Origin of the sequence: Arthrobacter crusticola, assembly GCF_004357995.1 — a bacterium.
GTDB classification, from domain to species: Bacteria; Actinomycetota; Actinomycetes; order Actinomycetales; family Micrococcaceae; genus Arthrobacter_D; species Arthrobacter_D crusticola.
Window position 1 is genome coordinate 199,603 of sequence record NZ_SMTK01000005.1, and the last position, 25,459, is coordinate 225,061.

The 25,459-nt window shown below is 64.9% G+C and carries 26 protein-coding genes; 15 read left to right on the forward strand and 11 right to left on the reverse strand.

The annotated features are described in order from the left end of the window. Positions 1-36 precede the first annotated feature (36 nt). A complete protein-coding gene (locus E2F48_RS17670; protein WP_246019072.1) occupies positions 37-504 on the reverse strand; it encodes a DJ-1/PfpI family protein in 468 nt (155 codons plus the stop codon). Between the two features lie 129 nt (positions 505-633). On the opposite strand from E2F48_RS17670, the gene E2F48_RS17765 reads away from it, so the two are divergent. Next, positions 634-867, forward strand: coding sequence for a cysteine hydrolase family protein (locus E2F48_RS17765; protein ID WP_342772602.1), 234 nt, complete (start codon positions 634-636; stop codon positions 865-867). Then, positions 821-1,273: an isochorismatase family protein gene (locus E2F48_RS14945; protein WP_342772603.1), complete on the forward strand. Its 453-nt coding sequence runs from the start codon at positions 821-823 to the stop codon at positions 1,271-1,273. The genes E2F48_RS17765 and E2F48_RS14945 overlap by 47 nt, the downstream gene beginning before the upstream one ends. Before the next feature lie 132 nt (positions 1,274-1,405). On the opposite strand, the gene E2F48_RS14950 is transcribed toward E2F48_RS14945, so the two are convergent. Continuing rightward, complete coding sequence (locus tag E2F48_RS14950) at positions 1,406-1,945, reverse strand: PH domain-containing protein (RefSeq protein WP_133404760.1); 540 nt, start codon at positions 1,943-1,945, stop codon at positions 1,406-1,408. A 306-nt stretch (positions 1,946-2,251) separates the two neighbouring features. Between E2F48_RS14950 and E2F48_RS14955 the strand changes: the two genes are divergently transcribed. The 4 genes from E2F48_RS14955 (at position 2,252) to E2F48_RS14970 (ending at position 5,671) form a co-directional block, all read left to right on the forward strand. Beyond that, on the forward strand, positions 2,252-3,466 hold the full coding sequence (locus E2F48_RS14955) for a glycoside hydrolase family 26 protein (RefSeq protein ID WP_246019074.1): 1,215 nt from the start codon (positions 2,252-2,254) through the stop codon (positions 3,464-3,466). A gap of 157 nt (positions 3,467-3,623) precedes the next feature. Further along, positions 3,624-4,337: an MSMEG_4193 family putative phosphomutase gene (locus tag E2F48_RS14960; protein WP_133404762.1), complete on the forward strand. Its 714-nt coding sequence runs from the start codon at positions 3,624-3,626 to the stop codon at positions 4,335-4,337. A 15-nt stretch (positions 4,338-4,352) separates the two neighbouring features. Continuing rightward, positions 4,353-4,904: a DUF3090 domain-containing protein gene (locus E2F48_RS14965; RefSeq protein WP_133404763.1), complete on the forward strand. Its 552-nt coding sequence runs from the start codon at positions 4,353-4,355 to the stop codon at positions 4,902-4,904. Beyond that, complete coding sequence (locus E2F48_RS14970; RefSeq protein ID WP_133404764.1) at positions 4,904-5,671, forward strand: SCO1664 family protein; 768 nt, start codon at positions 4,904-4,906, stop codon at positions 5,669-5,671. The genes E2F48_RS14965 and E2F48_RS14970 overlap by 1 nt, the downstream gene beginning before the upstream one ends. On the opposite strand, the gene E2F48_RS14975 is transcribed toward E2F48_RS14970, so the two are convergent. Continuing rightward, positions 5,668-6,561, reverse strand: coding sequence for a helix-turn-helix domain-containing protein (locus tag E2F48_RS14975; protein ID WP_133404765.1), 894 nt, complete (start codon positions 6,559-6,561; stop codon positions 5,668-5,670). The two genes, E2F48_RS14970 and E2F48_RS14975, sit on opposite strands and share 4 nt — an antisense overlap. 173 nt (positions 6,562-6,734) lie before the next feature. Between E2F48_RS14975 and E2F48_RS14980 the strand changes: the two genes are divergently transcribed. Continuing rightward, positions 6,735-7,778: an NAD(P)-dependent alcohol dehydrogenase gene (locus E2F48_RS14980; RefSeq protein ID WP_133404766.1), complete on the forward strand. Its 1,044-nt coding sequence runs from the start codon at positions 6,735-6,737 to the stop codon at positions 7,776-7,778. Between the two features lie 68 nt (positions 7,779-7,846). Here E2F48_RS14980 and E2F48_RS14985 read toward each other — a convergent pair whose 3' ends face one another. From E2F48_RS14985 to E2F48_RS15000, 4 genes are all read right to left on the reverse strand, one after another. Next, positions 7,847-9,112 (reverse strand): MFS transporter, encoded by a 1,266-nt coding sequence (locus E2F48_RS14985; RefSeq protein ID WP_246019076.1) that lies wholly within the window; start codon positions 9,110-9,112, stop codon positions 7,847-7,849. Then, the gene (locus E2F48_RS14990) at positions 9,090-9,986 is read right to left on the reverse strand and encodes a dihydrodipicolinate synthase family protein (protein ID WP_133404767.1); all 897 of its coding nucleotides are present in this window, start codon (positions 9,984-9,986) and stop codon (positions 9,090-9,092) included. Before E2F48_RS14990 ends, E2F48_RS14985 begins: the two co-directional genes overlap by 23 nt. Positions 9,987-10,064: 78 nt before the next feature. Then, the gene (locus E2F48_RS14995) at positions 10,065-10,973 is read right to left on the reverse strand and encodes an EamA family transporter (RefSeq protein ID WP_425455790.1); all 909 of its coding nucleotides are present in this window, start codon (positions 10,971-10,973) and stop codon (positions 10,065-10,067) included. Continuing rightward, entirely contained in the window at positions 10,966-11,571 is a 606-nt protein-coding gene (locus tag E2F48_RS15000) for a helix-turn-helix domain-containing protein (protein WP_133404768.1), read from the reverse strand. The genes E2F48_RS14995 and E2F48_RS15000 overlap by 8 nt, the downstream gene beginning before the upstream one ends. 349 nt (positions 11,572-11,920) lie before the next feature. On the opposite strand from E2F48_RS15000, the gene E2F48_RS15005 reads away from it, so the two are divergent. Next, positions 11,921-12,907, forward strand: a complete 987-nt coding sequence (locus tag E2F48_RS15005) for a glycoside hydrolase family 16 protein (RefSeq protein WP_246019077.1) — start codon at positions 11,921-11,923, stop codon at positions 12,905-12,907. Positions 12,908-12,942: 35 nt separating this feature from the next. Here E2F48_RS15005 and E2F48_RS15010 read toward each other — a convergent pair whose 3' ends face one another. Further along, a complete protein-coding gene (locus tag E2F48_RS15010; protein ID WP_133404769.1) occupies positions 12,943-14,271 on the reverse strand; it encodes a lipopolysaccharide biosynthesis protein in 1,329 nt (442 codons plus the stop codon). A gap of 941 nt (positions 14,272-15,212) precedes the next feature. Here E2F48_RS15010 and E2F48_RS15015 point away from each other — a divergent pair. From E2F48_RS15015 to E2F48_RS15025, 3 genes are all read left to right on the forward strand, one after another. Further along, on the forward strand, positions 15,213-16,535 hold the full coding sequence (locus E2F48_RS15015; protein WP_133404770.1) for a glycosyltransferase family 2 protein: 1,323 nt from the start codon (positions 15,213-15,215) through the stop codon (positions 16,533-16,535). 770 nt (positions 16,536-17,305) lie between these two features. Further along, positions 17,306-17,533, forward strand: coding sequence for a hypothetical protein (locus E2F48_RS15020; RefSeq protein WP_133404771.1), 228 nt, complete (start codon positions 17,306-17,308; stop codon positions 17,531-17,533). A 54-nt stretch (positions 17,534-17,587) separates the two neighbouring features. After that, entirely contained in the window at positions 17,588-18,073 is a 486-nt protein-coding gene (locus E2F48_RS15025) for a hypothetical protein (RefSeq protein ID WP_133404772.1), read from the forward strand. Here E2F48_RS15025 and E2F48_RS15030 read toward each other — a convergent pair. The 3 genes from E2F48_RS15030 to ppk2 all read right to left on the reverse strand — a co-directional run bounded on the left by E2F48_RS15030 (position 18,011) and on the right by ppk2 (position 21,577). After that, positions 18,011-19,414, reverse strand: coding sequence for an oligosaccharide flippase family protein (locus tag E2F48_RS15030; RefSeq protein WP_165968789.1), 1,404 nt, complete (start codon positions 19,412-19,414; stop codon positions 18,011-18,013). The genes E2F48_RS15025 and E2F48_RS15030 overlap by 63 nt on opposite strands. Before the next feature lie 168 nt (positions 19,415-19,582). Beyond that, complete coding sequence (locus E2F48_RS15035) at positions 19,583-20,536, reverse strand: hypothetical protein (RefSeq protein WP_133404774.1); 954 nt, start codon at positions 20,534-20,536, stop codon at positions 19,583-19,585. 180 nt (positions 20,537-20,716) lie between these two features. Further along, a complete protein-coding gene (ppk2, locus tag E2F48_RS15040; RefSeq protein ID WP_185149833.1) occupies positions 20,717-21,577 on the reverse strand; it encodes a polyphosphate kinase 2 in 861 nt (286 codons plus the stop codon). Between the two features lie 365 nt (positions 21,578-21,942). Here ppk2 and E2F48_RS15045 point away from each other — a divergent pair, with 365 nt between their 5' ends. The 4 genes from E2F48_RS15045 (at position 21,943) to E2F48_RS15060 (ending at position 25,448) form a co-directional block, all read left to right on the forward strand. Beyond that, positions 21,943-22,353 (forward strand): hypothetical protein, encoded by a 411-nt coding sequence (locus tag E2F48_RS15045; RefSeq protein ID WP_133404776.1) that lies wholly within the window; start codon positions 21,943-21,945, stop codon positions 22,351-22,353. Between the two features lie 166 nt (positions 22,354-22,519). After that, positions 22,520-22,768: a hypothetical protein gene (locus tag E2F48_RS15050; protein ID WP_133404777.1), complete on the forward strand. Its 249-nt coding sequence runs from the start codon at positions 22,520-22,522 to the stop codon at positions 22,766-22,768. 1,242 nt (positions 22,769-24,010) lie between these two features. Then, on the forward strand, positions 24,011-24,229 hold the full coding sequence (locus tag E2F48_RS15055) for a hypothetical protein (protein WP_165968790.1): 219 nt from the start codon (positions 24,011-24,013) through the stop codon (positions 24,227-24,229). Positions 24,230-24,857: 628 nt separating this feature from the next. Continuing rightward, complete coding sequence (locus tag E2F48_RS15060) at positions 24,858-25,448, forward strand: hypothetical protein (RefSeq protein ID WP_133404779.1); 591 nt, start codon at positions 24,858-24,860, stop codon at positions 25,446-25,448. The last annotated feature ends 11 nt before the right edge of the window (positions 25,449-25,459 follow it).

Here is a 25,459-nt window from a genome sequence, read left to right on the forward strand (position 1 = left end):
CGCGGAGGTTGCCCAGCGCCCACTCGAGAACCCGCGTTATCGGGTCATCGGTACGTCCCCGTGGTCGATATACAGGACCGAGCGGTCGAGGAGGATGTCCGGGTGCCGGTCGCTGAGGGTGGAGAAGGCCTGCCAGTGCGTGACGGCCTGACGACCGGCAAGCAGGCCCGCGTCCGCCACCGGGATCGCACCGAGGCACAGGCCCAGGACAGTCACGTCCTGCCAGTGCGCCTCCTGCAGTACGGTCCGCAGAGCGTCACTTGGAACGCGTCCGTCGTCGAACCAGGAGGGCACCACCACGACGTCGGCCGCCGCCGCCGCGTCGGGGCCTTCAACGTCGGCCAGCTGGTAGCCCTCGGCCGTCCGGATCGCCCCGGGGCGGTCGGAGAACAGGACCGTCGTCCAGTCCCCGAGCCCTTGCCGGGCTACCTCGTCGAAGACCATTCGCGGCACAGCGAGATGGAACATCGTCACACCGTCGAACGCGTACACCGCAATACGCATGACTCTCCTGTTTGGCCCGATTCCATCGGACATAGGCATGCGTGCCACTGTTATGCCGCCGCCGCACCGTGAAGGATGGAATCACGCCACCAGGCGGTCACCATCCTCCCCTACCCCGGACAATCCCCCATGAGCACCCCCCGTCGCGCCCTCGTCCTTGTCGATGTGCAGCAGCAGTACTTCAGCGGTCTTCTCGAGGTCCAGTACCCGCCGCACGAGCAGTCCCTCCCGCAGACCACGGCAGCCATCGACGCAGCCACTGACGCCGGCGTCCCGATCGTGGTCGTTCAACACTCCGCCGGAGAAGGGTGCTCCTGTGTTTTCCCCTGGCACGCCCGAATACGACCTCCACCCGGAGATTGAGCGGCGCCGCACCGAAGCGTGGAAGCGCATCGTGAAGCAATACGGCTCGATCTACGCCGGCACCGACCTCACCGAGTGGCTGCGCGGTCAGGTGGTCGACACCGTCACCCTCGTGGGCTACATGACAAACAACTGCATCCTTGGCTCAGCCGTCGAGGCCGAAGCCCTCGGTTTCGCCACGGAAGTTCTCTCCGACGCCACCGGTGCGATCAACATTGCGAATAAGGCCGGCTTCGCCGACGCCAGGACCGTGCACACGACCCTGCTCGCACTGTTGAACTCCAACTGGGCCGCCGTCGGCACCACCGATGCCTGGGCCGCCGCCCTGAACTCGCACGAGGCACTTCCCGGCAGCGACTTGGGCACTTCCGCGCCCACAGGAGCGGAGCGCGCCACCCTGGTCTGACCTCTCCCGTTCCCTCGGGCTGCCGGACGCTCCGCCCGAATCAACCGCGGGGACTCCTTCGCAGGTCAAGCAGCAGGCCCGCGAAGGACCGCACTAAGAAACAGTGAACCCCTCAGTCAGCAGCGACGGGGGCTACTTCGCCCTGTCCAACGCACTGACCAACGCATCAGCGTCATCCACGTCGTAGAACGCGACGACCTGGCCCTGGCCAAGACTGAACAGATCCAGACCCGTGTTCTGGTAGGAGGCCTGGCGCGGAGTACCGAAGACAACATTGACGTGGCGGCCGTTCCGGGACCGGTTGACCCGCATCGATGCATCCTTGATCGGTGTTTCGTCAAAAGACCGTTCACTAGATGAAACGATCGCCCGTGAATTAGTAAGACCGTAAACGGTCCTCAGTTTGCGCCTTCTCTTGACGTAGAAGCGTCCAGCAATGAGGTAAAGGCCAATCAAGACGAACGGGACACCCCACAGGATGAAGAAGATAGGTGCGCCCTTCAGGATTGCCTGGGTTTCCCAGACCAGCGCGAACCCTCCCCACATAAGGCTGAACGGCACCAGAAGGGCATCAGCCGAAGTGAAATGGATCCTCGGGTCTGGTTGTCCAACCCAGTAAATCTGCTCTCCGGGGCGAAGTATTGGACGAAGCCGGTTCCACGCATCATTCATGCCACGAATTCTTACATGAAATCCAACTCGAGTCGGGGCACTTATATTCAGTCATCCAGCGACGACCCGCCGCGGTGAACAATTGGATGAGAACATCTTTCTCCGCCGTGACCCTGCCCGCTGATTAGGGTGGTGTTTGCCCGATATTCCGGCAGCAGTCGGGTCAGCACCGTGTGCCCGTCCGACCATTGGAAATGCTCCATTTATGATGGTGTTATTTACGGGTCAGGAGAGGTTATTTTGTTTATGGCTGGGGAACGCCCACGCAGAGGCCGACAATCCCAACAGGGAGCAAACGCCCGGTGGGTGAGGAGCTTTGCCCTTCCGCTGATAGTTGTTCTGGCCGCGGTGGGACTGAGCGCAGTGGACATCGTCAAGGAACTCGATGCCCGGGCGCAAAAGCAGAACGAATCGGCCGGGAAGGGAACCCCGGTTACGACGGCCTGCGCGGTTCCGGACGGAGCGCAGCTGGTTCCGGATCAGGGGGCGCTGTTCGGTGTGAACCTGGATCTCGACAGCAAGGCGCTCGGGGAGTACGCCCGGGACCTGGGCCGCGGGCCCGCCGTGAGCGTCTCATTCACCGGTTTCCCCTACACCGCCCAGGAGAAGACCGACCTGCAGCGGGCAGTTTCGCAGATTCGCGTCGATGGGCAGATGATGCTGCTGACTCTGGAGCCCATGAAGGGTCTGGACGCTGTTACCTCTGAGGCCGCCGAAGCCCTCGCGGAGGACCTGGCGGCGTTCAACGCCGACGGGGTGCCGGTCATAGTGAGGTTCGCCCACGAAATGAACGGCTCCTGGTACCCGTGGTCCCAGCAGCCGGCCCGCTACATCACTGCGTTCCAAACCGTCGCGGCGGCGGTCCACGCCCACGCACCGGGGTCGGCCATGATGTGGGCGCCGAACTACGGCGGCGGCTACCCCTTCGCCGGGGGCCGATTCGAAGCCGAGCCCGGATCGGTGGACTTCACTGCGCTGGACACCGATGCCGACGGCGCCCTGACCCTGAGCGATGACCCGTACGCACCCTACTATCCCGGCGATACTGCCGTGGACTGGGTGGGGATGTCCCTCTACCACTGGGGATCGGCGCACCCCTGGGGTGAGAACGAGTTGCCCGAGGCCGGTAAGTTCGCGGACCAGCTCACGGGCAATTATTCCGGGGCCAACGGGGACGAGAGCCGGCTGCCGGACTTCTACCAGGTCTACGGCGGCCGGCACGGCAAACCGATCGCGATCCCGGAGACTGCCGCTTTTTTCGCGCCGGCGACCGGCGGGGAGACGGAATTGGCGATCAAGCAGGCCTGGTGGGAACAGCTTTTCAGCCCGGAGACCGCGGCGCAATTCCCGCAGGTGAAGATGATCAACTGGTTTGAATGGGACAAAAACGAGACCGAAGTCGGTGGAAGGGTCAACTGGACCGTCACTGACACCCCACAGGTACGCGAAGCCTTCACCGCCGCGCTGCCGGATTGGATCCACTTCGCTTCTTCCGGCGCCTGCGCATCTCGGAGCTCGTAATACACCTGCCGGAGGATGATCGGGTGCTCCCCTGCCCGGTGCTGCTCATCCGGTTCGGGTGAGATTGTGGTCACCGTTCTTGCGGTTCTTCGCCGAGGGCAGCCATCTCACCGGCGTTGGTGGGCGCCGCCGTCGAGCGGATGGCTAGGCTGGGTGGATGGCAACAGTTATTCTCGTGCGGCACGGCCGCACCACCGCCAATGCCACCGGCCTGCTGGCCGGCCGGGCACTCGGCGTCGGGCTTGATCAAATGGGGCGCGAGCAGGCGGCCAGCACCGCTGACCGCCTCGCGGCCGTGCCCGTTGTGGGAGTGGTGTCAAGCCCGCTTGAGCGATGCCAGCAGACCGCCCGGTTCATCCTCGACCGCCAGGCCGGCACTCCGCACGCGCCGGGCAATATCCGACTGGATTCCGACCTCACCGAATGCGACTACGGCCAGTGGCAGGGCCGCTTGCTCAGTGAACTGGCAACCGAGGACCTGTGGTCCGTGGTGCAGTCGCAACCGTCCGCCGTCACCTTCCCCGGCGGCGAATCCATGGCCGCGATGCAGGCCCGGTCGGTGGCTGCGATTCGACGCCGCGATGCAGCCTTCGAGGCCGAGCACGGGCCAGGGGCTGTATGGGTGGCGGTGAGTCACGGCGACATCATCAAGTCGGTCCTCGCGGACGCGCTCGGCATGCACCTCGACCTGTTCCAGCGCATCACCGTGGGCCCGGCCTCGGTCTCGATCGTGCGCTACGGCACGAGCCGGCCGAACGTCTACGCCACCAATACCGACGCCGGAGATCTGTCGTGGCTGGCGAACAGCGTCCCCGCCGGCGATGCGCCGGTGGGCGGTGGCGCAGGGCACAGGGCGCCGCCGGCTTCCTGAGCCTAAAATAGTTCTATGCCTACAATCGTTCACGAGTTCCCCTGGCCTGACCGGGTAGTCATCGGCACCATCGGCGCTCCGGGGGAACGAACGTTCTACCTGCAGGCGCGCACCGGGAAGCAGATGGTGAGTATCGCCCTGGAGAAGCAGCAGTCCGCACAGCTCGCCGAGAAAATCGACGAAATCCTGGATCAACTCATCACCCTTGAGGGCAACCCGTTCAGCGTTCCCACAAGCACCCCCATCGAACTTGTCGACAATGACCAGCTCGACACCGTTGAGGAGCAGTTCCGGACTGGTGCGATGAGCCTGGGGTGGGACCCGACGACGGCGCAGATCGTCATTGAGGCCTACCCTCTTGCCGATTTCGAAGCCGATGACGATGCCGAAATCCTTGACGACGACGCTGACGGCTCCGAAGTGCTGCGGGTGCGGATGCCGGTCGGCACGGCCCGCGCGTTCGCCAAGCGCACCCGCGAGGTCGTGGGCGCCGGACGTCCGATCTGCCCGCTCTGCGGCTACCCGATGGACGCCGACGGGCATACCTGCACATTCCCCGAGGACTGATGCCGGCACCCGACCTGGTGACCGCCGAGCTGACGCTCACCGGTCGCATCACGACGGCGTCCAATGCCACCTTTCTGGCCAGCATCGGCGGCGTAGCGGTCGTCTATAAGCCGATAGCAGGCGAGAGCCCGTTGTGGGATTTCCCCGACGGCACCCTGGCTCAGCGGGAGGTGGCCGCCTACCTCGTCTCCCAGGTGCTCGGCTGGAACGTCGTGCCACAGACCTGGCTGCGCGACGGTCCGCTGGGCGAAGGAATGGTGCAGCTCTGGCAGGAACAGGACCCCGCCCAAAACGCCGTCGACCTGGTCGCGACGGACAAGGTGCCCGAGACCGGCTGGAAACCCGTTCTCGAGGGCCAGGATGAAGACGGACGGATGGTCACCCTCGTTCACGAAGACTCGCCGGCGTTGCGACGCATGGCCGTGTTCGACGTCGTCGTCAACAACGCCGACCGCAAGGGCGCCCACATCCTCGCCATGCCCGACGGGCACCGGCACGGCGTGGACCACGGACTCACCTTTCACAGCGACCACAAGCTGCGCACCGTGCTGTGGGGGTGGCTGGGAGATGCGCTGACCGCCGAAGAGCTGGACGGCATCAATCGGGTCGGCGAAGGACTGAACGGTGACCTGGGCCGCAGCCTGGCAGACCTTCTCGCCGCAGAAGAAATTGCTGCACTCGCCGCGCGCTGCGCCCGGCTGCTCCGGGCAGCGCGGTTTCCGGCTCCGACCGGAGGCATGCCGGCGGTTCCCTGGCCGCTGTTCTAGTTCTTCGTTTCCACTGTCTGCTGGACCGGGGCCGCCCAGCTGGCGAGGAGCTGCAGTCGCTCTTCGTGGGTTGTGCCCGGTTCCGCGGTGTAGACGCTGAGGCTGTGGACCGCCCGCGGAAGGGTGGGCAGGGTCAGGGACTGATAGGTCAGTTCCAGCTCCCCTGCCATGGGGTGCCGCAGCCGCTTAACCCCCTCGTGGCGGAAGCGGATATCGTGCGAGGCCCACAGGGTGCGGAACTCGGGGCTGAGGGTGGACAGTTCTCCCACCAGCTCGCGCAGGGACCTGTTGTTGGGGTCCCGGCCGGCTTCGGCGCGAAGCAGTGCTGCGGTGGCCGCGGCCCCGGCCTCCCAGTCGACGACGAACTCCCGGGCCGCCGGCTCCAAAAAGTGGAAACGCGCGAAGTTCGCCTGCCCGTTGAGGGTGGTGGATGCGCTGGCGAACATCGGGGAGTGAAGCGCCCGGCCCAGGGGGTTGCTGGCGACGACGTCGAGCCGGCCGTTGGAGACAAATGCGGCCGAGAGCGTCATCGAGTCCAGCAGCCATTGCACCGAGGGCGCCACCCCGACTTCCGCCCGGCGGGGTGCCCGGCGCGTGGGCCGGGCGGCCCGCGCCAGCTCGAAGAGGTAAAGGCACTCCTCTTCACCCAACTGCAGCGCGCGGGAGACGGCCTTGAGGACGTCGTCGGACACGCCGCTGGTGTTGCCCTTCTCCAGCCGCGCGTACCACTCGGTGCTCACACCGGCGAGAACCGCGACCTCCTCGCGGCGCAGTCCCGGAACGCGCCGCCGGCTGCCGGCCGGCAGGCCGACCTGCTCGGGGCGGAGTTTCGCGCGGCGGCTGGCCAGGAAGTCCCGGATGTCGGCGCGGTTGTCGGGCTGCTTGTCCATGAATCCACGATAACCCTGCGTTCTGCAGGGTGAGGGGCAGAACCTGTCCCCCCGATAAAGGCAACCTTCTTCGCGCGGAGGAAACAGGGTCGAATTGATGGGAACGGCATCGAGGGAACGCCGATGCGCCCTCGGGACGGCGCCGTTCACGCCCAGCTTCCTTAGGAGAAACCATGCTTTCCGTTACTGCTTATGCTGCGCCCTCAGCGACCGAGGGCCTGATCCCCACCACCATCGAGCGCCGCGACGTCGGCCCGCACGACGTGCTCATCGAGATCAAGTTTGCCGGTATCTGCCACTCCGACATCCACACCGTCCGCGGCGAGTGGGGTCCGCAGCAGTACCCGCTGGCCCCCGGTCACGAGATCGCCGGAATCGTCACCGAAGTGGGCCCGGAGGTCACCAAGCACGCCGTCGGCGACCGGGTGGGTGTCGGCTGCATGGTGAACTCGTGCCGGGACTGCGTGAACTGCCGGAAGGGCGAGGAACAGTACTGCCTTGCCGGGTCCATCGGCACCTACGGCACGGTGGACCGCGACGGGACCATCACCCAGGGCGGCTACTCCACGCACGTCGTGGTGACCGAGGACTTCGTCGTCAGCATCCCCGAAGGGATCAGCCTTGACGCTGCCGCCCCGCTGCTGTGTGCGGGAATCACCACCTACTCGCCGCTGCGGCACTGGGGCGCCGGCCCCGGCCGGAAGGTCGCCGTCGTCGGGCTCGGCGGCCTCGGCCACATGGCGGTGAAGCTTGCCTCCGCCATGGGGGCGGAGGTCACCGTGCTTTCCCAGTCGCTGAAGAAGCAGGAGGATGGTCTGAAACTGGGCGCCGACCACTACTACGCGACCAGCGATGAGAACACCTTCACGGAGCTGGCCGGCTCCTTCGACCTGATCATCAATACGGTCAGCGCCCCCCTCGATATCAGTGCCTACCTCCAGTTGCTGGCCCTCGACGGCGCCCTGGTGAACGTCGGAGCCCCGGCCGAACCACTCCCCGTCAACGCGTTCTCCCTCATCATGGGCCGCCGTTCCTTCGCCGGCTCGATGATCGGTGGTATCCGTGAGACCCAGGAAATGCTCGACTTCTGTGCCGAGCACGGACTCGGTGCGGAGATCGAGGTCATCCCGGCGAGCAGGATCAATGACGCCTACGAACGCGTCCTGGCCTCCGACGTGCGGTACCGGTTCGTCATCGACACATCGACCCTGGGCTAGCAGGAACACGCGGCGGCGACGCGTGCCCCGCCCCGCCATCGCGGGCCGGCTCCGGCTTCTTCGCAGCGCTAACGGGGTGGCCGGTCCCCCGACCGGGACCGATCGAGCACACTGATGGCTGCGGCCCCGACGGTCGCCGCCGAGGCAAGGCCCAGCGGGACCCAGGAACCGAAGGTGACGACGGCACCTGCGGCTGCGGTCCCGGCCGAGCCCGCAGCGATCTTGAGTGCGCCGACCCAGATGAAAACCTGGCCGCGGGCGGCCTGCGGGGCGTATTCGCTGCGGCCGGCGAGCGTTGCGGCGAAGAACAGCGCATTCGCGGTCCCGGTGAGACCGAACGCCGCGAGGGAGGCGCTGAAACCGGGGGTGAGCAGAGTGAGGGTGAGCATCACCGCCACGAGGAGGGCCAGGGAGCTCATGAGGCGGTCCGCATCCCTGCGAAGCGGGCGGATCATGAGGGCCGCAGATCCCAGGAGGTTCCCTATTCCGTATGCCGCGACCAGGGCGCCGGCGGCCGGGGGCGTGTCGAGCGTGGCAGCGGCCGCGCTGATGGGCAGCGCCGCCACGGAGAAGGCTACGGTGACGGTGAGCAGGAGGGTACGGCGCAGCGGACCGGAACGCACCATCAGGCGGAGGGTCCGCACGGGTCCCGGTACGTCGACCCCCCGTACGGGTGGCTCCTGCCTTGGCAGGGCGAGGATGCCTCCCGCTCCGAGGACTGCGGCCGAGGCGAGGAGGAGGGTGGCGGTAAGCGGGTCGGCCGCTGCTGCGATCCAGGCGACGGCGGCGGGGCCGAGGGTTCCTGCCAGCCCATAACTTGCCACGTCCCAGCTCTGCGCCCTGCGTTGGCTCCTCTGCGCGGGACCTGCGATGGCGGGCAGGCGGCTGCTGATTCCACCGGTGAGCATTGGTCCGAAGAGGCCCGAGGCGAAAAGCAACAGGGCCGGCCAGAGCGGCCAGGTCACCGGAAGGAGCAGGGCTGCTGCGCCGAGCAGCACCCCGTGGAGGACCGCGGACAGCGCGATGAGCTTCCTGCCGTCGTCAGCGGTGTCGAGGCGCCTGGCGATGAATGGACCGAGCAGGTGCGGTGCGGTGATCGACGCACCGAGGACGCCTGCCAGCCAGCCCGGCAGCCCGCAGTCGAGAGCGAGGAGCACGATGGCGACGACGGCACCGCCGTCGGCGCTGCGCACGAGGGTCGCGGCGACGACGTAGCGGGCCAACGCCGCGGCCCGGCGATCCCTGAGGCGCCCGGATCCGGTGCCGATTCGTCCTCCGTGGTGGCCGCCGGGGCCGGAGGCGGTGCCGGGTTCAGCCGTCGAGTCGGAGGTCACGGATCACCCCGGCCACGCGCGCCCGCTGCTGGTCGTTCAGCCCTTGGAGAGGCAGCGGAAGGCAGTTCTCCGACGTCAGCCCCAGCTCTTCCGCGATGGCGGCCACAACGCGGATGCTTCCGCCGTATTCGCCGAAGAGCTGCCACAGCGGGGCCAGGCGCTCGGATTCGGCGGCGGCGTCGTCGCTCCGTCCTTCCTGGGCGGCCCGGGTCAGGCGCAGGGCCGGGGCGGGCAGCGTGCCGCCGATGACCGAGTACCAGGCATCGCATCCGGCGGCCAGCCCCACAGCCGCTGCGGCGTCCCCTGACACCCCGATCGTCACCTGGGCAGGGATGGCCGACCGGATCTCCCGAACGCGCGCCCGGGCAGACTCCGGATCCGATGGTAGGGCCGGGATCTTGATCGAGGCAATCCCCGGCAGCTGGGCAATGCGTCCATAGAGTCCGGTTGAGAAGGTGAAGCGGGTGGTGCCGGGGTTGTCGTAGACGATGACGGGCAGCGGCGAGTGCTCGGTCACCGCCCGGTAGAGGCCGAACACCTCGTCCTCGGTGAGGGGCTGGTAGGTCATAGGCGCCAGCAGGAGGGCGGATGCTCCGGCCTGTTCGGCCCGGTCGGCGTGCTCAAGAACCTGCGAGGTCCGCAGCGCCCCGATCCCGACAAAGACCGGGACCGGCCCGGCATGCTCCACCGCCAGGCGGGCGACGCGGGCGCGCTCGTCGGTGGTGAGGTAGGCGTAGGACCCGGTGGAACCGAGCGCAGTGATGGAGTCGGCCCGTGCTTCCCGAAGCCGTGCCACGAGGTGGACAAAGGCGGCTTCGTCCACGGCGCCATGGGCGAGCGGGGTGAGCGGAAAGGCACTGAGGCCTGTGAACATTTTCGGTGCTCCGTTTCTGGGAGGGCCGGGCTGCCTGCGCCTGCCGGGAACGCGGTGGCTGCCTGGAGTGCGTGCCGGTCAGCCGGGGAAGTCGGCGGGGCGGGCGGTTGGTGAGTGCTGGGTGGAGCGGCGGCTTCCCCGCTGCGCCGCGGCACCGGCGACGACGACGAGAAGGATGCCCAGCAGCTGGACAGGCGAGGGCTGCTGGCGGAGGACGATCAACCCGAGGAACAGCCCGATCGCAGGTTCAAGCGCCATCAGCGTACCGAAGGCGGTCGCCGTCATGCGCCGAAGCGCGAGCATTTCGAGTGCGAACGGCAGCACAGGGAGCAGGAGGGCCAGTCCCGCGGCCGCGGCGATAACCTCGAGGCTCAGGTGCCCTGCCGCCTGTGGAATCCCGACGACGGCAGCAGTCACGGCGGCGATGGGGATGGTGAGTGAGAGGGACGAAATGCCGCTGAAACGGTCTCCGACGCGTTGGCTGAGCACGATGTAGAGCGCCCATCCGATGGCGGCGAGTCCTGCGAAGAGGATGCCCACGGGATTCACCTCACCTCGCCAGGGTTCGGTCAACAGCACGACGCCGCCCAGGGCGACGATCGGCCAGATCAGGGCCCGGGAGGAGCGGCTGCGCACGGCGGCGACGGTCAATGGGCCGAGGAACTCGATGGCAACCGCGGTGCCCAGGGGAATGTATTCGAGCGCGGCGAGGAATCCGACCGTCATGAGCCCCGTCATGATGCCCAGCCCGAGCAGTACCGGGACATCTCGGCGGCGCACCCGGCGCAGGGGCGGACGGGCAAGGAGCATAAAGATCAAGGCCCCCATGCTGAGCCTGAGCCACGCGGTGCCGGCTGGCCCGATGGACCCGATCAGGCCAACCGACAGCGCCGACCCGAGCTGGACCGACATCATCGCCGCCACGGCCAGCCCCCACGGTGGAACGGGGCCCCGTGCGCGGGAGCTCATGACCACCTGCTCAGCCATTCGGGGCTTCCGGCATGTGCCCCGACCCGACGCCTGGCTCGAAGACCGCCAGGGTGAATCGGGCCGCCTGCCCGCCGGGGTTGGTGTAGGAATGGTCGACGTCTCCGGGGAACGTCATGGCGTCACCATCGGCGAGGACGACTGTCTGGTCGGCGACCGAAATAGTAACTGCCCCCTGCCGGACCTGGAGGAGCTCCTTCGTGCCGGACGAGTGCGCCTCGCTACGGTGAGACTCTCCGGGCTCCAGCGTCCAATCCCACAGTTCGACCACATCGGGTTTTTCGGTCCCCGCTACAAGCACCCCGCGACCACCTGAGGCACCTGTCCAGAGGGCGGCGCCGTCCCCGTTGCGGGTTATTTTCACCGGTTTCGCCCGGGGCGGCTCCACCAGCGCCGGCAGCCCGACGCCGAGCGCATCGCTGATCCGCAGCAGGGTGCCCACGCTGGGGTTAACGAGCCCCTGCTCCACGTTGACCACCATCCGGCGGCTTACTCCGGCCGCCTCCGCGAGCTGGTCAAGTGTCAGGCGCCGTGTCTGCCGCTCGCTTCGAACGCGCTCACCGATCGCAGATGCCAGCGACGTCGTACTTTCATCCATAAGTGCACGATAATGCACCTTGAGTGCATTGAGAAGGGTTCTTTCCCCTAGGTTCTCGGTCGCGCTGTTTCGGAGCAGGTGCTGTGCGCCTGCATGGACCGTCACGATGTCGCCGGCACCGGCGCAGCTGCTCGCGGGTGGTAGGGGTGGTCCCGTTAGCCTGCTCTCCTTACTCGCCGGCGGAGGCCTTCGGGAGCGCCGCTTCCAAGTAGTTCCAGAATTGTCCGAGTAGTTCCCGGATTCTCCGAGTACCGGGCACCACTATCGCGCTCCAGTCCGCTTCTGTAGATTGCTCCTATTGAGTCTGCAAATTCCAATTAAAAAGTAGCCTCTTATTCGGAGGGAAACCATGGCGGAGAATCGGCATAATGTACCGGCCAGCATCCTCGTCGTGAGCATTGTTTTGTCATCTTTGGCGTACAGCCTGCTGTATGTTGTTGCCGGTTCGGATCCGAGTAAAGGTTCTGCAGCGGAGCCAACAAACTCCCACCACCCGGCTTCCGTTTCCGCGACACCGCCGCCGGAGACCAAGGAAGTGAATGCTCTCCCGTCGGAAACCAAGGAAGCCAATGCTCCCTCTCCAGAGGCCATGCCGGTCGGTGACCTCCCTGGTTGGAAACAGGTCTTCACCGAGGACTTCACCGACGGAGACGTCGCCATCGGTGGTTTCCCAGGCCAGATCTACAGCGCGAAATGGAGCGAGAACTATTTCGACGGCACACCAGACACGGCCGGCAAGCGTGGAAAAAATTCCGGATATTACCCATCAAAGGTCCTGAGCGTCCACGATGGTCTCCTGGACTTCTATCTTCACACCGAAAACGGCGTTTCCATGGGTGCCGCCCCGTCCCCCAAGTTCGCGCCATCCAGTGAGCGGCCCTTCAACAGCCAGACCTACGGTCGGTACGCCGTGCGTTTCAAGTCCGACGCCCTGAAGGGATTTAAGTTGGCGTGGCTGTTGTGGCCCGACAGCAAGCAGTGGCCGCAGGACGGAGAGCTCAACTTCCCCGAGGGGGACCTATCGACCTACATTTACGCAGCCATGCATGGAACTGGCGCGAAGGACAATAGGGTGGACCTGTTCCGCACCGAGACGCCGTTCACCGGGTGGCATACAGCCGTGATGGAGTGGAGCCCCGGCCGCGTGGAGTATTTCCTCGATGGGCAGTCGATCGGCGTCAGTATGTCGGATACGCCCAACAAGCCAATGCACTACATCCTCCAAACCGAGTCCTGCGTGAAGGTGTGTCCGGCGCCCGGGGCGAGCGCCCACGTCTACGTCGACTGGGTGGCCATCTGGGAACGGAGCCCGGCGAGCAGCCTTCCCGTCGGATGACACCAGGCGCCTCCGGCTCCTCAAGCGCTGACCCATCAGGGGGCGTTCAACTCGTCCACTCCCCGGATCTCGTCGTCGGGCCGTTGGTCCGTGCGCTCGCCTCCCGTTCGGGCCACCATCGCCCGCAGACGCCACCCCGCAATTAGTGCGGCCGTCACCTGAGCACCGAGCCACAGCACGGTCAATCCGGGCAGTGCGAAATTTTGGATCACAGCTGCTGCGGGCACCACCGCTATGGCGGCCGCGAGGACTGCGACCCCAGTGGCGGCAGCCGAGTGGCCATCGGCCCGGCAGACGGCGTAGTAGATCTGGGTCACGCAGGTCAGGATCAGTGCCGGGATCAGGAGCGGCAAAAGCACCCAGTAGGGCGCGTACTGCGGGCCGAGCGCCCGCAGGACAAACGGCCCCACTCCCAGCAGTGTCCCCCCGGCCGCGACAGTGACTAGCAGACTCATCTTCAGTGCCTGCCCAATGATCGAATGACACGGGCCGGGCGCAGCGAGCTTCGCCTGGAGAGAGAAACCGGCCGATTGTGGAACGAAAGAGACTGCCGTTCCCAGCATCCAGACCATATACCAGGCGGCCGTTGCGGAGGTGCTCAGCGTCGCGGCGACGATAAGAGGCAGGAGATAGCCCGGTGCCCGATCGGCGAGCATGAGCGGGTAGTTGCGGAGTGCCGGACGCAGCAACCCGGACACTTCCCGAAACTGGATGCCTTCCTTCCACGGGGCACCGAGACCGGCTCGGTGGATCTGGCGCACCCCGAGCCCAACGCTCGCCACCGCGCCGAGGGCGACGGCGCCGACAACCGCGATCACACTCCGGTACCCGGCGGTGAGGCAAACGATCAGGACCGCCAGCTGAATGAATGACTGGAGGACGCTGCGTGCCAGGGCCAGATCGGCCCGTGACAAAGCCACGTTGACGTGGTCGAGCTGATAAGCGGTACTGGCAAAGAAGGCGGCAGCCAGGAACGCCAGCGTAACCGCGGGGTCATCCCAGGCCTGACCAACCCCGGGGCCGACGGCCCGCGTGATGTTGAGCACCACAATAGCCGCGACCAGCGAGGAGAGCCCTACTGTGAGCAGGCTAGTGGCTATCAGCCGGCGGCGCCCATCGTCCTGCGCAGGCAACAGCGATAGCGTGGCCTGGCCCACGCCCAGCATCCCGATTTGGACCGTCAGCAACGCCGCCGCGACGATCGCGGAACTCAAACCAAGCTGTGCTGGAACCAACAGTAGTGCCGCCAGAATCCAGAACAGGAAACCCGCAGCCATGGGCGCGATTCTCGCCGCGGTCAACCACAGTGCATTGGTCCCGAGGGAAAGTCCACCGGCCGCAGGATTGAAAAGTTCCTTGAACATGCCGTGGGAGTTATAGAAGAGAAGCCCGGCCCAATAGGGCAGGTAGCGGGGAGCTCCAAGCGCACGGCACGTCCTTCAGGAACATGGCTGGCCGGGCCGGCGCCCCCGACGCCGTCCTGTCCCCGAGAACTCGCTTGGTGCGGAACAGATGCGGGTAAACCGCCCGATGGCGGGGCTCGATCAACACCGGTGCGGCGCCGCAACGCCCAGTCTCATCGGTGCCTAAAAACCCCCAGTCTTCAGCCATAAATCCTGCTCCCCAGCAGCCGGGTAGCGGGCACCTCGCCCAGCAAGACAGGAGCTACCACTACGGCGTACTTCGAAGGGTACGGCCTGCCGCCATAACTGGTCTAGGGGGCACACTACTCGAAGCAGCGGAGAGAACCCTTACATCCGGGAGCCTCAAGACGTGCCACCCCTGGGGTTCCGTACGTTCCGGCGGCAGGAGCTGCCCTCTTCCGTGTTCGGATTGGCAGCGTCTCCCTTCGACCCTTGACCGGTCAGGCCCTCAACGGGATGCGTTTAAACACCGGGGGGGGTCAATGATTCTTCCGACTATTCGGAATGGGCGATTCAAGGCCGTCGGGTTGGATGGTGAATTCCGCGTCATTCCTGGAGATGCGGTCGTATGCAGTGACGCGCCCGGCCACGGTCGCTTGGTGAAGCGTTTGAGCCAGAATCCGCTTTGTCCAAGTATCGATAAAAAATATCGGGTAGCGCCTCCAAAACAATTTAGGTAGCCGGTTTTGACGAAACTGCGAAGATCAAGCCCTAGTGTGGGCTTAAGTGTTAGTACCTCCGGTTGTGATGGGAATTGTCCCTGACACGGACCAGCCACAATCGTTCGCATTCGAAGTGGTGAAATTTTGTCCATCCCGTACGCACGCTCCAATCCGCTGTACAATCGCAACGCCCCGTCCCCGCTCGCCTCGGTAAGCGTTGTGATCCCCACCCTGACCGAGACGATGAACCTGCCGGAATCGGGCAGCGGGAAGATCGTCCTCGATCTGGCGCCCGCCATGGAGAGCACCGTCCCTCCGGACTGGTCAGGCGCGCGATGGATCGGCCTGGTCGACCTGACCGTACTTGCCGGCGTCGGCAGCCTCAGGCTGAAGAACGCCGATGGATACCAACGGGCGCGGTTGCTCATACGGCAGGGGCGTTCGGTGCGCGGGTTCGTAGACGTGGAGACCTTGGGCGGTGTCCTCGATCGAAACGTGCTCGACGAGGCACTCGACTCCCTACCGACCGCGGAGCCGTCCGCGCCCGGATCGTCCGCTCGATCCATTACTGTCATTGTCTGCACGCGAGACCGGGCTTCCATGCTGCGTCCTGCCCTTCGTGCGATCCTTGCGCTTGATTATCCAAACTTTGACGTGATCGTCGTCGACAATGCCGCAAGGACCGATGAGACCCGCGAACTGGTGCGCTCGGAGTTCGACGACCCGCGCCTGCGTCTGGTCTCCGAACCGGTGCCGGGTCTCTCACATGCCCGTAATACGGGGCTTCGCCACGCCAAAGGGGACATCGTCGCGTTCACGGATGATGACGTCGTCGTAGATCGGCATTGGTTGTCGGAAATTGCCGAGGGCTTTGAACGGTCGCCGCGTGTCGCCTGTGTGACCGGACTGGTTGCTTCCGGTGAGGCCCGTTCCCCGACCCAGGCATATTTCGAGAACCGGGTCAGCTGGTCCAAAAACGTCGTTCCGAGGGTGTTTTCCCTTGCTGAACCACCCGAGGACCTTCCGACGTTCCCTTTCTGCATCGGGCGATTTGGCACAGGGGCAAACTTCGCCCTCGATCGACGGCACGCCGTGGCCCTCGGGGAGTTCGACACTGCGTTGGGTGCCGGCACGCGAACGTGCGGTGGCGAGGATGTCGACATGTTCACCAGGGTTATCTTTGGAGGCTATTCACTTGTAGTGCAGCCTTCGGCGATCGTCTGGCACCGCCACCGCGACGGTCTTGAGGACCTGCAGGCGCAGGCACGCGGCTACGGCATCGGCCTCGGCGCATGGATACTGAAAATCTTCCTGAACCCCCGCACGGCCTGGCGGGCCCTCATCAAGAGCCCACGGGCCGTCCGGAATCTCCTGAAAAATTCACGGCCACTCCCCCACGGCGCAGGTGCTCCGGGCGGAAGGATCGCCGACCAGTGGGATGTGGAGATGGCAAAGATGGGCCGCTTGGAACTGTTTTCGGTGGCCCGGGGTCCCTTCAACTACCTGGTTCAGTGCTGGTCGGACCGGAGGCGCACCCCGTGAGCCTTCTGAAAAGTCCGACATACCCCAAGCAACTGTCCCATCCCTGGAACGGACCCTGTGGACCGATCACCGGCTGATACCCCGCGTCAGCGCATCGAGCCTGGCCGTAACCGGTATGCCGGCCCGCCCCACGAACGCGCGGGCGACTGGAAGGATGATCAGGAACGCCTGTTGCCGCTGGACCTTCAGCTCTGGAGGCTGCTTGACTGGCGGTTCCTGCTGCCGGTCCTTGAGCCGCGCAGCATTGGCTATGCGGTGCCATAGAGGAGGACACCGAGGCGGCGCTCCAGCTGCTCAATGCCCAGGCTTCACACCTTCTGACGCGCGGGGAAGGCGCCCCGGCGAGGAGTTTCCACGTTGTCCTGGTTTCCTCCCCGGACCGGCAGTTGCTCAAGGCGGCGGCTGCAGCCGTGGAACATGAGGGGTGGATCTGTGTGCAGGCCCGGCGGTCCCTTCCCACCCGCTCCCGCCCCGCAACACTGGAAGGTATCGGCCGCGCCTTGGTCCGCGAGGGATTCCGTGAGGTGAAGATCCATTGGCACGCATCCAGCCTCACGCGGCCGTCCCGCATTGTCGGTGTTGCCTCACCAACCGCGGTCCGAAACACCCTTTCCCGCCACTCCACGGTCCGCTTCGGCCGGGTAAAGGCACTCATCGGCGGGCTCGCCCTGTCCCTGGGTTTGTTCGGTGCCGTGATTCCCGAAGGCACCGTCACTGGCTTCCGCCCGGAGACCGGAGACACGCCATGACGTTCATGGATACGATCCTGCGTGAACACCTCGACGTCAGTGATCGGGAGCGTTATGGCATTGGGCGCAGGTGCTACGGTGCTGCTCACCCCTCAATTCGTCCTTTCCAGGCATGTGGTGGCATTGGTTTTCGCCGTCGGGTCAACCCGGCCCGTGCTGGTGATGAAGGTTCCGCGGTGTCCCGGCGACAATGAGGGGGTGCGCCGCGAAACGGACATGCTGCGCCGGCTGGGCGCAGCGGGGGCGTAAGCGGCCACGGGATTTTCCGGGGTCATCGCAGCATTTGATGTAGGTTCTTACGCCGTGCTCATTGAGACGGTTATGACCGGGGCGCCGCTTGACCCCGAACGTGTGGTTGCTGATCCGGCCCGGGCGGTGCGCGCCGGAGAGCGCTTCATCGCCCGGCTGCCCCTCACCCGTCCGGCAGCGGAAAACGCCGGCTGGAACGAGCGGACGATCGGGAGCCCGATGTGCCGCCTGGCGGGCCTGCTGCCCAAAGACGATGGATTGGCCCTGCTCGTTGAGCGCACCCACGCGCTGCTGAAACCCCTGGCCGAAGCTGACCTTCCCGCCACCTTTGCGTACCGGTTGGAAGGCGATGGCGAGCGGCGCCAGGGAGCGGACTCCCTTCGGGCCGCGCTTACCGGAAACCGGGTTTTTGGTTGTGGCGCCACCTGGTCGATTCCAGCTGGCCTCAGCGGGACGACCCGGCCGTGCCGGTCCCGGTCAGCGCCGCAGGACGAGCCGTACGAGCTCGTCGTGCAGGGAGGTGAAGATCATTCGGAGTAGCAGGTAGACCGTCCCCAGACCGGCCGCGATGACGACAGCCAGGTGGGGTATGCCGTCTCCGAGCGGCAGCGCAGACACCGAGATGCCCACCACGGACACCGCCAGGCCGCAGACCAGGCCGGGGATAACGGCCCGGAGCAGCAGCATCGCCCTCATCCGCAGCACCCGCGCCGCCACTACCTGCATCCCGAGGGCGAACACGAGTGCGGAGGCACACTGCGCGACGGCCACACCCGCGATTCCCCACCGGGCGGCATATATCAGGAGCGGCACCAGCAGGACAAGCCGGACAAGGGAAATGCCGACCGACAGTCCTGGCCGCCCGAGCGCCTTGTAGATATCGGTCGCACCGGCACCCAGGGCACGGACCGCGGCGTACATCGAGAGGAAGACGAGCGGCAGCACTGCCTGCCCCCATCGATCCCCGAACACCACTGGAACCAGCATGTGAGCGACGACCGCCAGGCCGACGCCAGCGGTGACACCGTAAAGGGACTGGATCTGGACAATCTTGAGGTAACCGCCCCGAAGCCGCTCGAGGTCGCTGCGCGCCCGCGAATAGAGCGGGAAGACCACCGTCGACAGCAGATAGAACACATTCATGATCAGCTGCTCGGGCAGGCGGAAGGCGAGGGTGTAGTGGCCAAGCGCCTGGGCGCCCAGCAGCAAAGCGATGATGACGTAGTCGACGTCGAAGATCAGCCGGACCAGCAAGTTGCTTCCGGCGGCCGGGGCGCCGAACGCGAGGTTTGCGCGGAGGGCTGCCCTGCGTGCCCGCCAGATCTTCCAAGGGACACCGCCCGGCAGCAGGAGCCAGCAGCTGACGGCGTACGCAATGGTCCCGGCGACTGTTCCCACAGCAAGGGAGAGCGCCCCGTAGTCAGCGAAGGCAAGGCCCAGCGCGAGCGACCCCGTGACCACCGAACGGATGATCGCCGCCACCGTCAGGCGGGGGAACAGCAGGTCCCGGCGAAGGAGCGCCTCGGGGACCGCAGCCAGAGCGGAACCCAGAAGGGAAATGGCCAGCACCTGCACAAGGACCTCCACTTCCGGCCGATCGAAGACGGCGGCGATCACCGGAGCGGCGACGACAGCGCCGACTGTGAGCGAGCCCCCCACCACGGCGGCGATCAGCAGAGCCGCCCGTGAGTTCTCCGGTGAAGGCTTCAGGTAGACCAACGCCTGGTTGACACCGGCATCGGCGATCATCTCCGCATATGCCATCAGCACCAGGGCCAACGCCACAAGGCCGTACTCTTCCGGGGACAGCAGTCTCGCCAATACGACGATCGTGACAAGCACGATCGCTCTCCCAATGGAGTGGGCCAACGCCTGCCACATGGCCCCCTTCGCACCGGCCCGTGCCAGCGTTCCGGGGCTATCCTGCGACAAAGAAGCGGCTTCGGGGCTCGAGGCAGTCGGAACAATTCCCTGGCATGCGGTCGTGGCCGCGCTTGTTGGCCGGTCCAGCGATGTCATTGGCGCGGACATCCCACAACGTTCCCGCGATCATGCGTACCGTCCCTCCTGTTGCAGCTTGCCGGAGGTTTCGTGGAGCGCGTAATTCCGTTCCCGAAGATGGTCTTGGGCAACATCGCCCCAGCGCCGGAGCGGAGCGCCATTCCCCTCAAGTCCGGCCGCCCTCCGGTCCACTGTCAGTCGGTTCACCACCTCCGCAACGAAACGTTTTATGTCCCCCTCGACCGTGAGCAGGGGGTGGGCCAACTTGGCCTCCGGAACCTCCCTCCAGACCATAGGTGCAAACCTTTGAATCAGAATCTCCACGCTGGAGATGTTGAGGCCGTAGTTGAGGCTGCCGATGAAACAGACGACTGGACGCTCCCGCTGCTGGACGGTCCTGGTGTGGGCTACGACGCCATTGGGGATGCTACACACCTCCCGATCAAGGCGCTCCGCCCATTGCGCCGCATCCTGCGGTGCCACGCTGAGGAGCCGGGCCCGCGGGGGGATCCGGCGCTCCGCCACCAACAGCAAGCGGCTTTTCACCGCTCGATACCAGGTCCTCCAGCCCCGGGTCATGACGCTTTCCATCCCTACCCGAACCGACCACGGGTCGACGGTCTCGAGAGCCACCGGCCCCTGCAAATGCCGGGCGAGGAACATCGCGTGGGGCCCGTGGACGAGCGACACTTTGCTCTGCGAGAAGAGTTGGGCAGCGGTGGCAGCCGCGGCCCGGGTGGACCGTTCAAGCGTCCCGACGTCGTACAGGCTGAGCACCGATAAGATCACCGCCAGCAGATGCCGCCGGGTGGGCAGGACGTGCACGGCTTCACACCGCTGCCGCAATTCATCAGTCACATCGACCGGGCCCCCGAATGTAAGGAGCGTCACTGAAACTTCAGCATGCAGGATTCGGATCACTTCCCATGAAATTATCGAACTGCCGTCACCGTGTTCAGGATTCCACGTGGGTACGCTCTCCGTCACGTACAGAAGCCTCATTGCACGAGTGTAGGGCTCCGCCCGGCCGGCAGATAGGCCTGCGGTCTTCCGGAAGAAGTTTCGGCACCTGGGGGAATGTGGCGTCTCGTTGAAATGACAAGCGAATTTCCCCTCCCCCACCCGCGGATACCCTCCGCCGGGAAAATGAGTTCTCGTCGCAGCAGCGGGTGATTGATCCACTCACCCGGACTTATGCTGCACGGAATCCTTTTTCTTGCCCTTCGGCGCTTTTTCCGACTTTTCGATCTCGTAGCGCTGGGGCACGAAGCGCTGGCGGTCCAACGGCGGCCGCTCGTAGGCCCGGTTCTGGCGCTCGGGCAACTCGATGTCCGGCAACTCCGGCTGCTCGTACGGCAACATCGACAGCAGGTGGGCCATCAGGTTGAGCCGGGCTTCTTTCTTGTTGTCGGCGTCCACCACCCACCACGGACTGCGCTCGGTGTCACTGAACTCGAACATCTTGTCCTTGGCCTCGGCGTAGTCGACCCAGCGGGCCTGCGCCTCCAGGTCCATGGGGCTCAGCTTCCAACGCTTGGCCGGGTTATCGATGCGGCTCTGAAATCGACGGCGCTGCTCGGAATCGGAAAGACTCAGCCAGTACTTCACCAGGACGATCCCGTCGGAAATCAGTGCTTCCTCGAGCATGGGCACCGTGTCGGCGAATTGGGCATACTGTTCGTCGGTGCAGAAGCCCATCACGCGCTCCACCCCGGCCCGGTTGTACCAGGACCGGTCGAACAGCACCATTTCCCCGGCCGCCGGCAGATGGGCAATGTAGCGCTGAAAGTACCACTGCGACCGTTCGCGCTCCGTCGGCGCCGGGAGTGCAACAACTCGGCAGGAGCGCGGGTTGAGCGCACCGCTGATGCGTTGGATCGTTCCACCCTTACCGGCCGTGTCGCGTCCTTCGAAAATAACGACCAGCCGCGTCCCGGTCTTGCGCACCCACTCCTGGAAGGCGACCAGTTCCTCCTGCAACCGCAGCAGTTCCTTTTCGTAGTCCTTCTTGGACAGGACCTGGGAGCGTGCCTCTTCGGGCATCTTCTTGATCACACCTCGTATCCTGCCCCAGACCCGAGAGTTTAGGGAGGTGCTTCCATTGTTCGGACCGCAGAACCACGAGAATTGACATTCTCCGAGAACCCTCCGCGCAGATTCTCGAAGCTTCATATGACGCCTTTGCAGAAACCGGCCAGGCGCTGACGGAAGCCAGCGTTTCCTCATCTGAGTTCGAGGGCCGAAGGGATCGGCTTATGGGCAGAGTTTCCACCGGTTCCACACCCGCTAATGTTCGAGGATAGGATCCAAGTTCTGTCCTTCCCCATCGCTTCCCGGCGGCCTTCTACTCAGCAGGCGTGAAAGCTCGTGGGGTTGGTTCATGGAATGTGACGCATGGGGGATGAACGATGAAGGCTGACCGGGCTGTAACCGCAGGGTTCCTGGTAGCGGCGGCGCTGTTGATGAGCGCCTGCAGTGTTGGAGTTGGAGCCTCCATGGGCGCCGCCGCAGGGCCGGCCGTCTCGCAGGAGCCGGCCGTTGGAGGCTACGAAGGGTGGTGGAACAGCACCCCCGTCTCGGGCGATATCTCCGGCCTGCCCAAGGAAACGGTGGCCGTCCGCACCGACACCGGCGAAATCGTGGATGCCTCAGCCCGGGACGAGAACGGGCAGGCCGCGGCCGTCGATCCGGATGACGTCGAGTACTCGGTGGTGGTGAACCCTGCATGGCCCGAACAGTCGGTGGTCATCATCGACACCGAGACCGATGAAGTCATTGAGAGCTTCCGGGTCGATGCATCCGGCACACCCCTTCGCTAGAAAGCGGCGTGCGCACATCGGCGCAGGTCCCAGAGCGGGCCCCGGCTCCCGGCCACCATGCATCCGTGCACACATCGTCAGTGCGATTGTCATCCTCCTCGGCGCGGTGGTGTGCCTGCTACCCGCCTCGGGGTTGGGAATGTATTTGGGAGTGCACCGGTACCGCATGGTCTGTACCTCGGAAACCGGGTACGGCTCCGGCTGCTACGAGGGCGAACTGATGATCGTCTCGGTCCTGTTCGGAGCCTTTTTCCTTATGCATGCGACGTTCTCCTCGATAATCACCGAGGCGTACGGGTACAACCTTTCCACCCGGCGGAAATGGTGGCCCGTCACGGTGTCCTGCGTCCCCGTCCTGATGACTGTCGCAGTGGTGGCATTCAATTTCGCTATCGGCCCCGGGCAATACCCCTGAACAACGGCCGGGAATCCAGTTCTCCGCGGCAGCGCATCCGCTGCAACTGCTCCACCGCGTTGTTCTTGCGCCAATCGAAAGCTCGTCCCGTCGAGTCGCGTATCTCAGTGCAATACGGCCGCCTGATGTCACGGAGACCGCCCGAAATTGCGGCGCCTCGGTGGACGAAAAAGCGCACCTGGTTGGATGACTTCCAACCAGGTGCGCCACATCTTTCAACTAGGCCCTCATTCTTTCAATCGGGCCTGCATACCCGACCAGTGTAGATGGACGGGCTACTTGGGCCCGAGGGCCGTTCCCCTCCCCCGCGCTGACGCCGCGGCATGATTCCGGCCGGGTCTTACCGTGGTCAAACTAGTTGGTCCTTTTTCACCAGGCTCGCCCGTTCGCCGCCTATACACGGCTTCTCGGCCGCGATGGACATGCAGCGCCTCCGGCGGGCCCACCCTATGGGTGATGTGTCGCTTCCGGAGCCAAGCCACTTACTCCCGCCAAACGCTGAGGACGCTCACCCTAGCTATTACTCCTGTTTAGGGTGATGAACTTGCGCCAGCGTGCCAGGGTCGATCGGATCGGGCTCGGCGTGGCGTCGTCACCCTAGAGTTCCTCGCCCCGCTCGCTGTCGCCATCCGGGACTCGCGGCGCCTTCCCAACCTTGCCGGCGCTGTCCTGACCGACATCGACACGGAGGTGTCTGGCTCCGGAACGCGATTCGGGCCACTCTTCTTGTGCCTTAAAGGTGCTGACGAAAGAGGCACCATGGCTTACTACCACGGCCGTTAGGATAGCCGCCATGGACCTAACTCGAAGGAAAAGCTACATGTTCGCGGCCGGCGCCTTCGCAGTGGCCGCAATCCTCTTCCTCTTCGACGGGGACGCCGAGCGGCTTGTGTCGGCATGCCTTCTCTTAGCGATGGCCAACTCGTATCTCTGGGGGCGGGCGACACAATTGCACAAGGATGCCCACACAAAACCGAGTTCATAGTCGTGGAGCGAAAAGGGGGTTCACCCGTTGTCTACCGTGCTGATTGCTATTGGCTGCCTGTGCGGGCTCCTCGCCATTGGCGTGGCCGTGCGCATGTTCCTTCAACGTTCAAAGGCCATCCACGCAAACCAGCCTACCGAACCGTCCAGTCGACAGTACGGTCTCATGATGGTCCTCGCACTTGTCGGATAGCAAGCTTGTTCTGGTCAACCGATTGGTAGCTTGAGGACACCTTCACCGGTGAGGAGGTGCTTTGAATGAGCGACTCCTCACCACAAGAACCACCAGGAGGATTGATGGAGGATTTCTTTCTGTGGTGCGGCTACGGGCTGGCAATGTGCTTCCTGCTGGTGCTCTGCTTCGCATTACGAAGGAGGGTCCGCACGGGGGCCCTTCTATCTCGGAACGAGCTTCTCGGGATCGTGGCGATCCTGGTACTAATCCTCGCGTGCTTCTTCGCCTGGACTTTGGTGTGAGCCTCCGGACTGCGCGGTGCACAACTTCGGTGTGGATTCAGCATGGGGAGGTGTTGTGATGAGGTACCGGCGTCGAGTAGCACTGGTTATCGCTCTACTGTCCCTGGCTGCCCTCGCCATGGTCGTGCTGCCCGACCTGATAACAGGAGCGCAGGGCCGTGAAGCCCGACCTCGCTTTGGATCTTTGGGCATGCTCACGATGTGCTTCGTCTTCGCCTATTTGATCGCTTCCAGGCGATCGCTGATATTCACACGGACTGAGAAGAAGTGGAAAAGGATTGCCACCTGGGGCCTGCCGGTCCTGGCCCTCGGCATTCTTCTGTTTACTGGGTTCTCCGTCGAATGGATAGGATCCGTCCTTACCCTCGTCACATTTTCTCTGTGCTACCTGTGGCTTGACTCAGACGTCGCTAACCCAGAGCCGGAAACCGACTCTTAGGAGGTCCACGCGTGTCTGCTCAATCGCGGAAGTCCCCTAACTTCGTGATCTACGCATGCCTGAGTGTTCTTTGGCTGGTGATCGCGTTCGCCAATGGCCCTTCAGCCGAGCTGTTTGTTCTTCAAATCGGCGTCGCAACGGCGCTTCTCATCGCTGCCCTAGTCGCACTTCTTCGATGGAGACGCTCCGGTGAACGCCACCAGTGATGACGGCGCAATACCGGGCCAGCACCGGTCGCACGGGATCCTGCCGGGGTTCTTCAGCCTGATCCTCCTGACCATCATCTTCTCCACGCTGTTAGTGGGGCTCATCTACCTCGGGCGGTCGGCCCTACCCTTGGCTCTACCCATGATCTTGCTCCTGCTCTGGACTGTGCTCGACTTTGCCTGGCGCACCGTGACCCGCATCCGGACCCTGCAGCTGGTCAGACGCGGGCGCCTCGTCATCGTCAAGACGGTATCGACGACCGAGGCATGGTTTCCTCCCGGCCCAGGCGGTCGGGACCCGGACGCAGTGCTGCGCCTGGCAGCAAGGTCGGGGCGGTATTTCAACACCCGGATCGACGGCGGCGTGATCAGGTCGCTTTGGAGGGTGCGATCGCGCGAGGCAGAGGTGTCCGTCTCACGGGACGCAGCCGGGTCCACGCATGTGAAATACACTGGCACGATCTGGGCTGACGCCCGCATCGAGAGGGAGATCCACTGCCTGGAGCGCTCCTTCGCCGGCTCCCTCTTGGAGCATCCAGGAGATGAGCTGGCAGTGCCGCTGTCGGCGCCTTGAAAGAGATCCGC

Bases quoted from the DNA above. Each gene is read 5' to 3' on its own strand.
- E2F48_RS14995 (WP_425455790.1), bottom strand. From the start codon at position 10,973: ATGGCTGAGCAGGTGGTCATGAGCTCCCGCGCACGGGGCCCCGTTCCA.
- E2F48_RS15005 (WP_246019077.1), top strand. From the start codon at position 11,921: ATGGCGGAGAATCGGCATAATGTACCGGCCAGCATCCTCGTCGTGAGC.
- ppk2 (WP_185149833.1), bottom strand. From the start codon at position 21,577: ATGCCCGAAGAGGCACGCTCCCAGGTCCTGTCCAAGAAGGACTACGAA.
- E2F48_RS15055 (WP_165968790.1), top strand. From the start codon at position 24,011: ATGAGCGACTCCTCACCACAAGAACCACCAGGAGGATTGATGGAGGAT.
- E2F48_RS17670 (WP_246019072.1), bottom strand. From the start codon at position 504: ATGCGTATTGCGGTGTACGCGTTCGACGGTGTGACGATGTTCCATCTC.
- E2F48_RS17765 (WP_342772602.1), top strand. From the start codon at position 634: ATGAGCACCCCCCGTCGCGCCCTCGTCCTTGTCGATGTGCAGCAGCAG.
- E2F48_RS15050 (WP_133404777.1), top strand. From the start codon at position 22,520: ATGGTCTGTACCTCGGAAACCGGGTACGGCTCCGGCTGCTACGAGGGC.
- E2F48_RS15000 (WP_133404768.1), bottom strand. From the start codon at position 11,571: ATGGATGAAAGTACGACGTCGCTGGCATCTGCGATCGGTGAGCGCGTT.
- E2F48_RS14975 (WP_133404765.1), bottom strand. From the start codon at position 6,561: ATGGACAAGCAGCCCGACAACCGCGCCGACATCCGGGACTTCCTGGCC.
- E2F48_RS15030 (WP_165968789.1), bottom strand. From the start codon at position 19,414: ATGTGGCAGGCGTTGGCCCACTCCATTGGGAGAGCGATCGTGCTTGTC.
- E2F48_RS14965 (WP_133404763.1), top strand. From the start codon at position 4,353: ATGCCTACAATCGTTCACGAGTTCCCCTGGCCTGACCGGGTAGTCATC.
- E2F48_RS14970 (WP_133404764.1), top strand. From the start codon at position 4,904: ATGCCGGCACCCGACCTGGTGACCGCCGAGCTGACGCTCACCGGTCGC.
- E2F48_RS15035 (WP_133404774.1), bottom strand. From the start codon at position 20,536: ATGAGGCTTCTGTACGTGACGGAGAGCGTACCCACGTGGAATCCTGAA.
- E2F48_RS14990 (WP_133404767.1), bottom strand. From the start codon at position 9,986: ATGTTCACAGGCCTCAGTGCCTTTCCGCTCACCCCGCTCGCCCATGGC.
- E2F48_RS15045 (WP_133404776.1), top strand. From the start codon at position 21,943: ATGAAGGCTGACCGGGCTGTAACCGCAGGGTTCCTGGTAGCGGCGGCG.
- E2F48_RS15010 (WP_133404769.1), bottom strand. From the start codon at position 14,271: ATGTTCAAGGAACTTTTCAATCCTGCGGCCGGTGGACTTTCCCTCGGG.
- E2F48_RS14950 (WP_133404760.1), bottom strand. From the start codon at position 1,945: ATGAATGATGCGTGGAACCGGCTTCGTCCAATACTTCGCCCCGGAGAG.
- E2F48_RS14960 (WP_133404762.1), top strand. From the start codon at position 3,624: ATGGCAACAGTTATTCTCGTGCGGCACGGCCGCACCACCGCCAATGCC.
- E2F48_RS14980 (WP_133404766.1), top strand. From the start codon at position 6,735: ATGCTTTCCGTTACTGCTTATGCTGCGCCCTCAGCGACCGAGGGCCTG.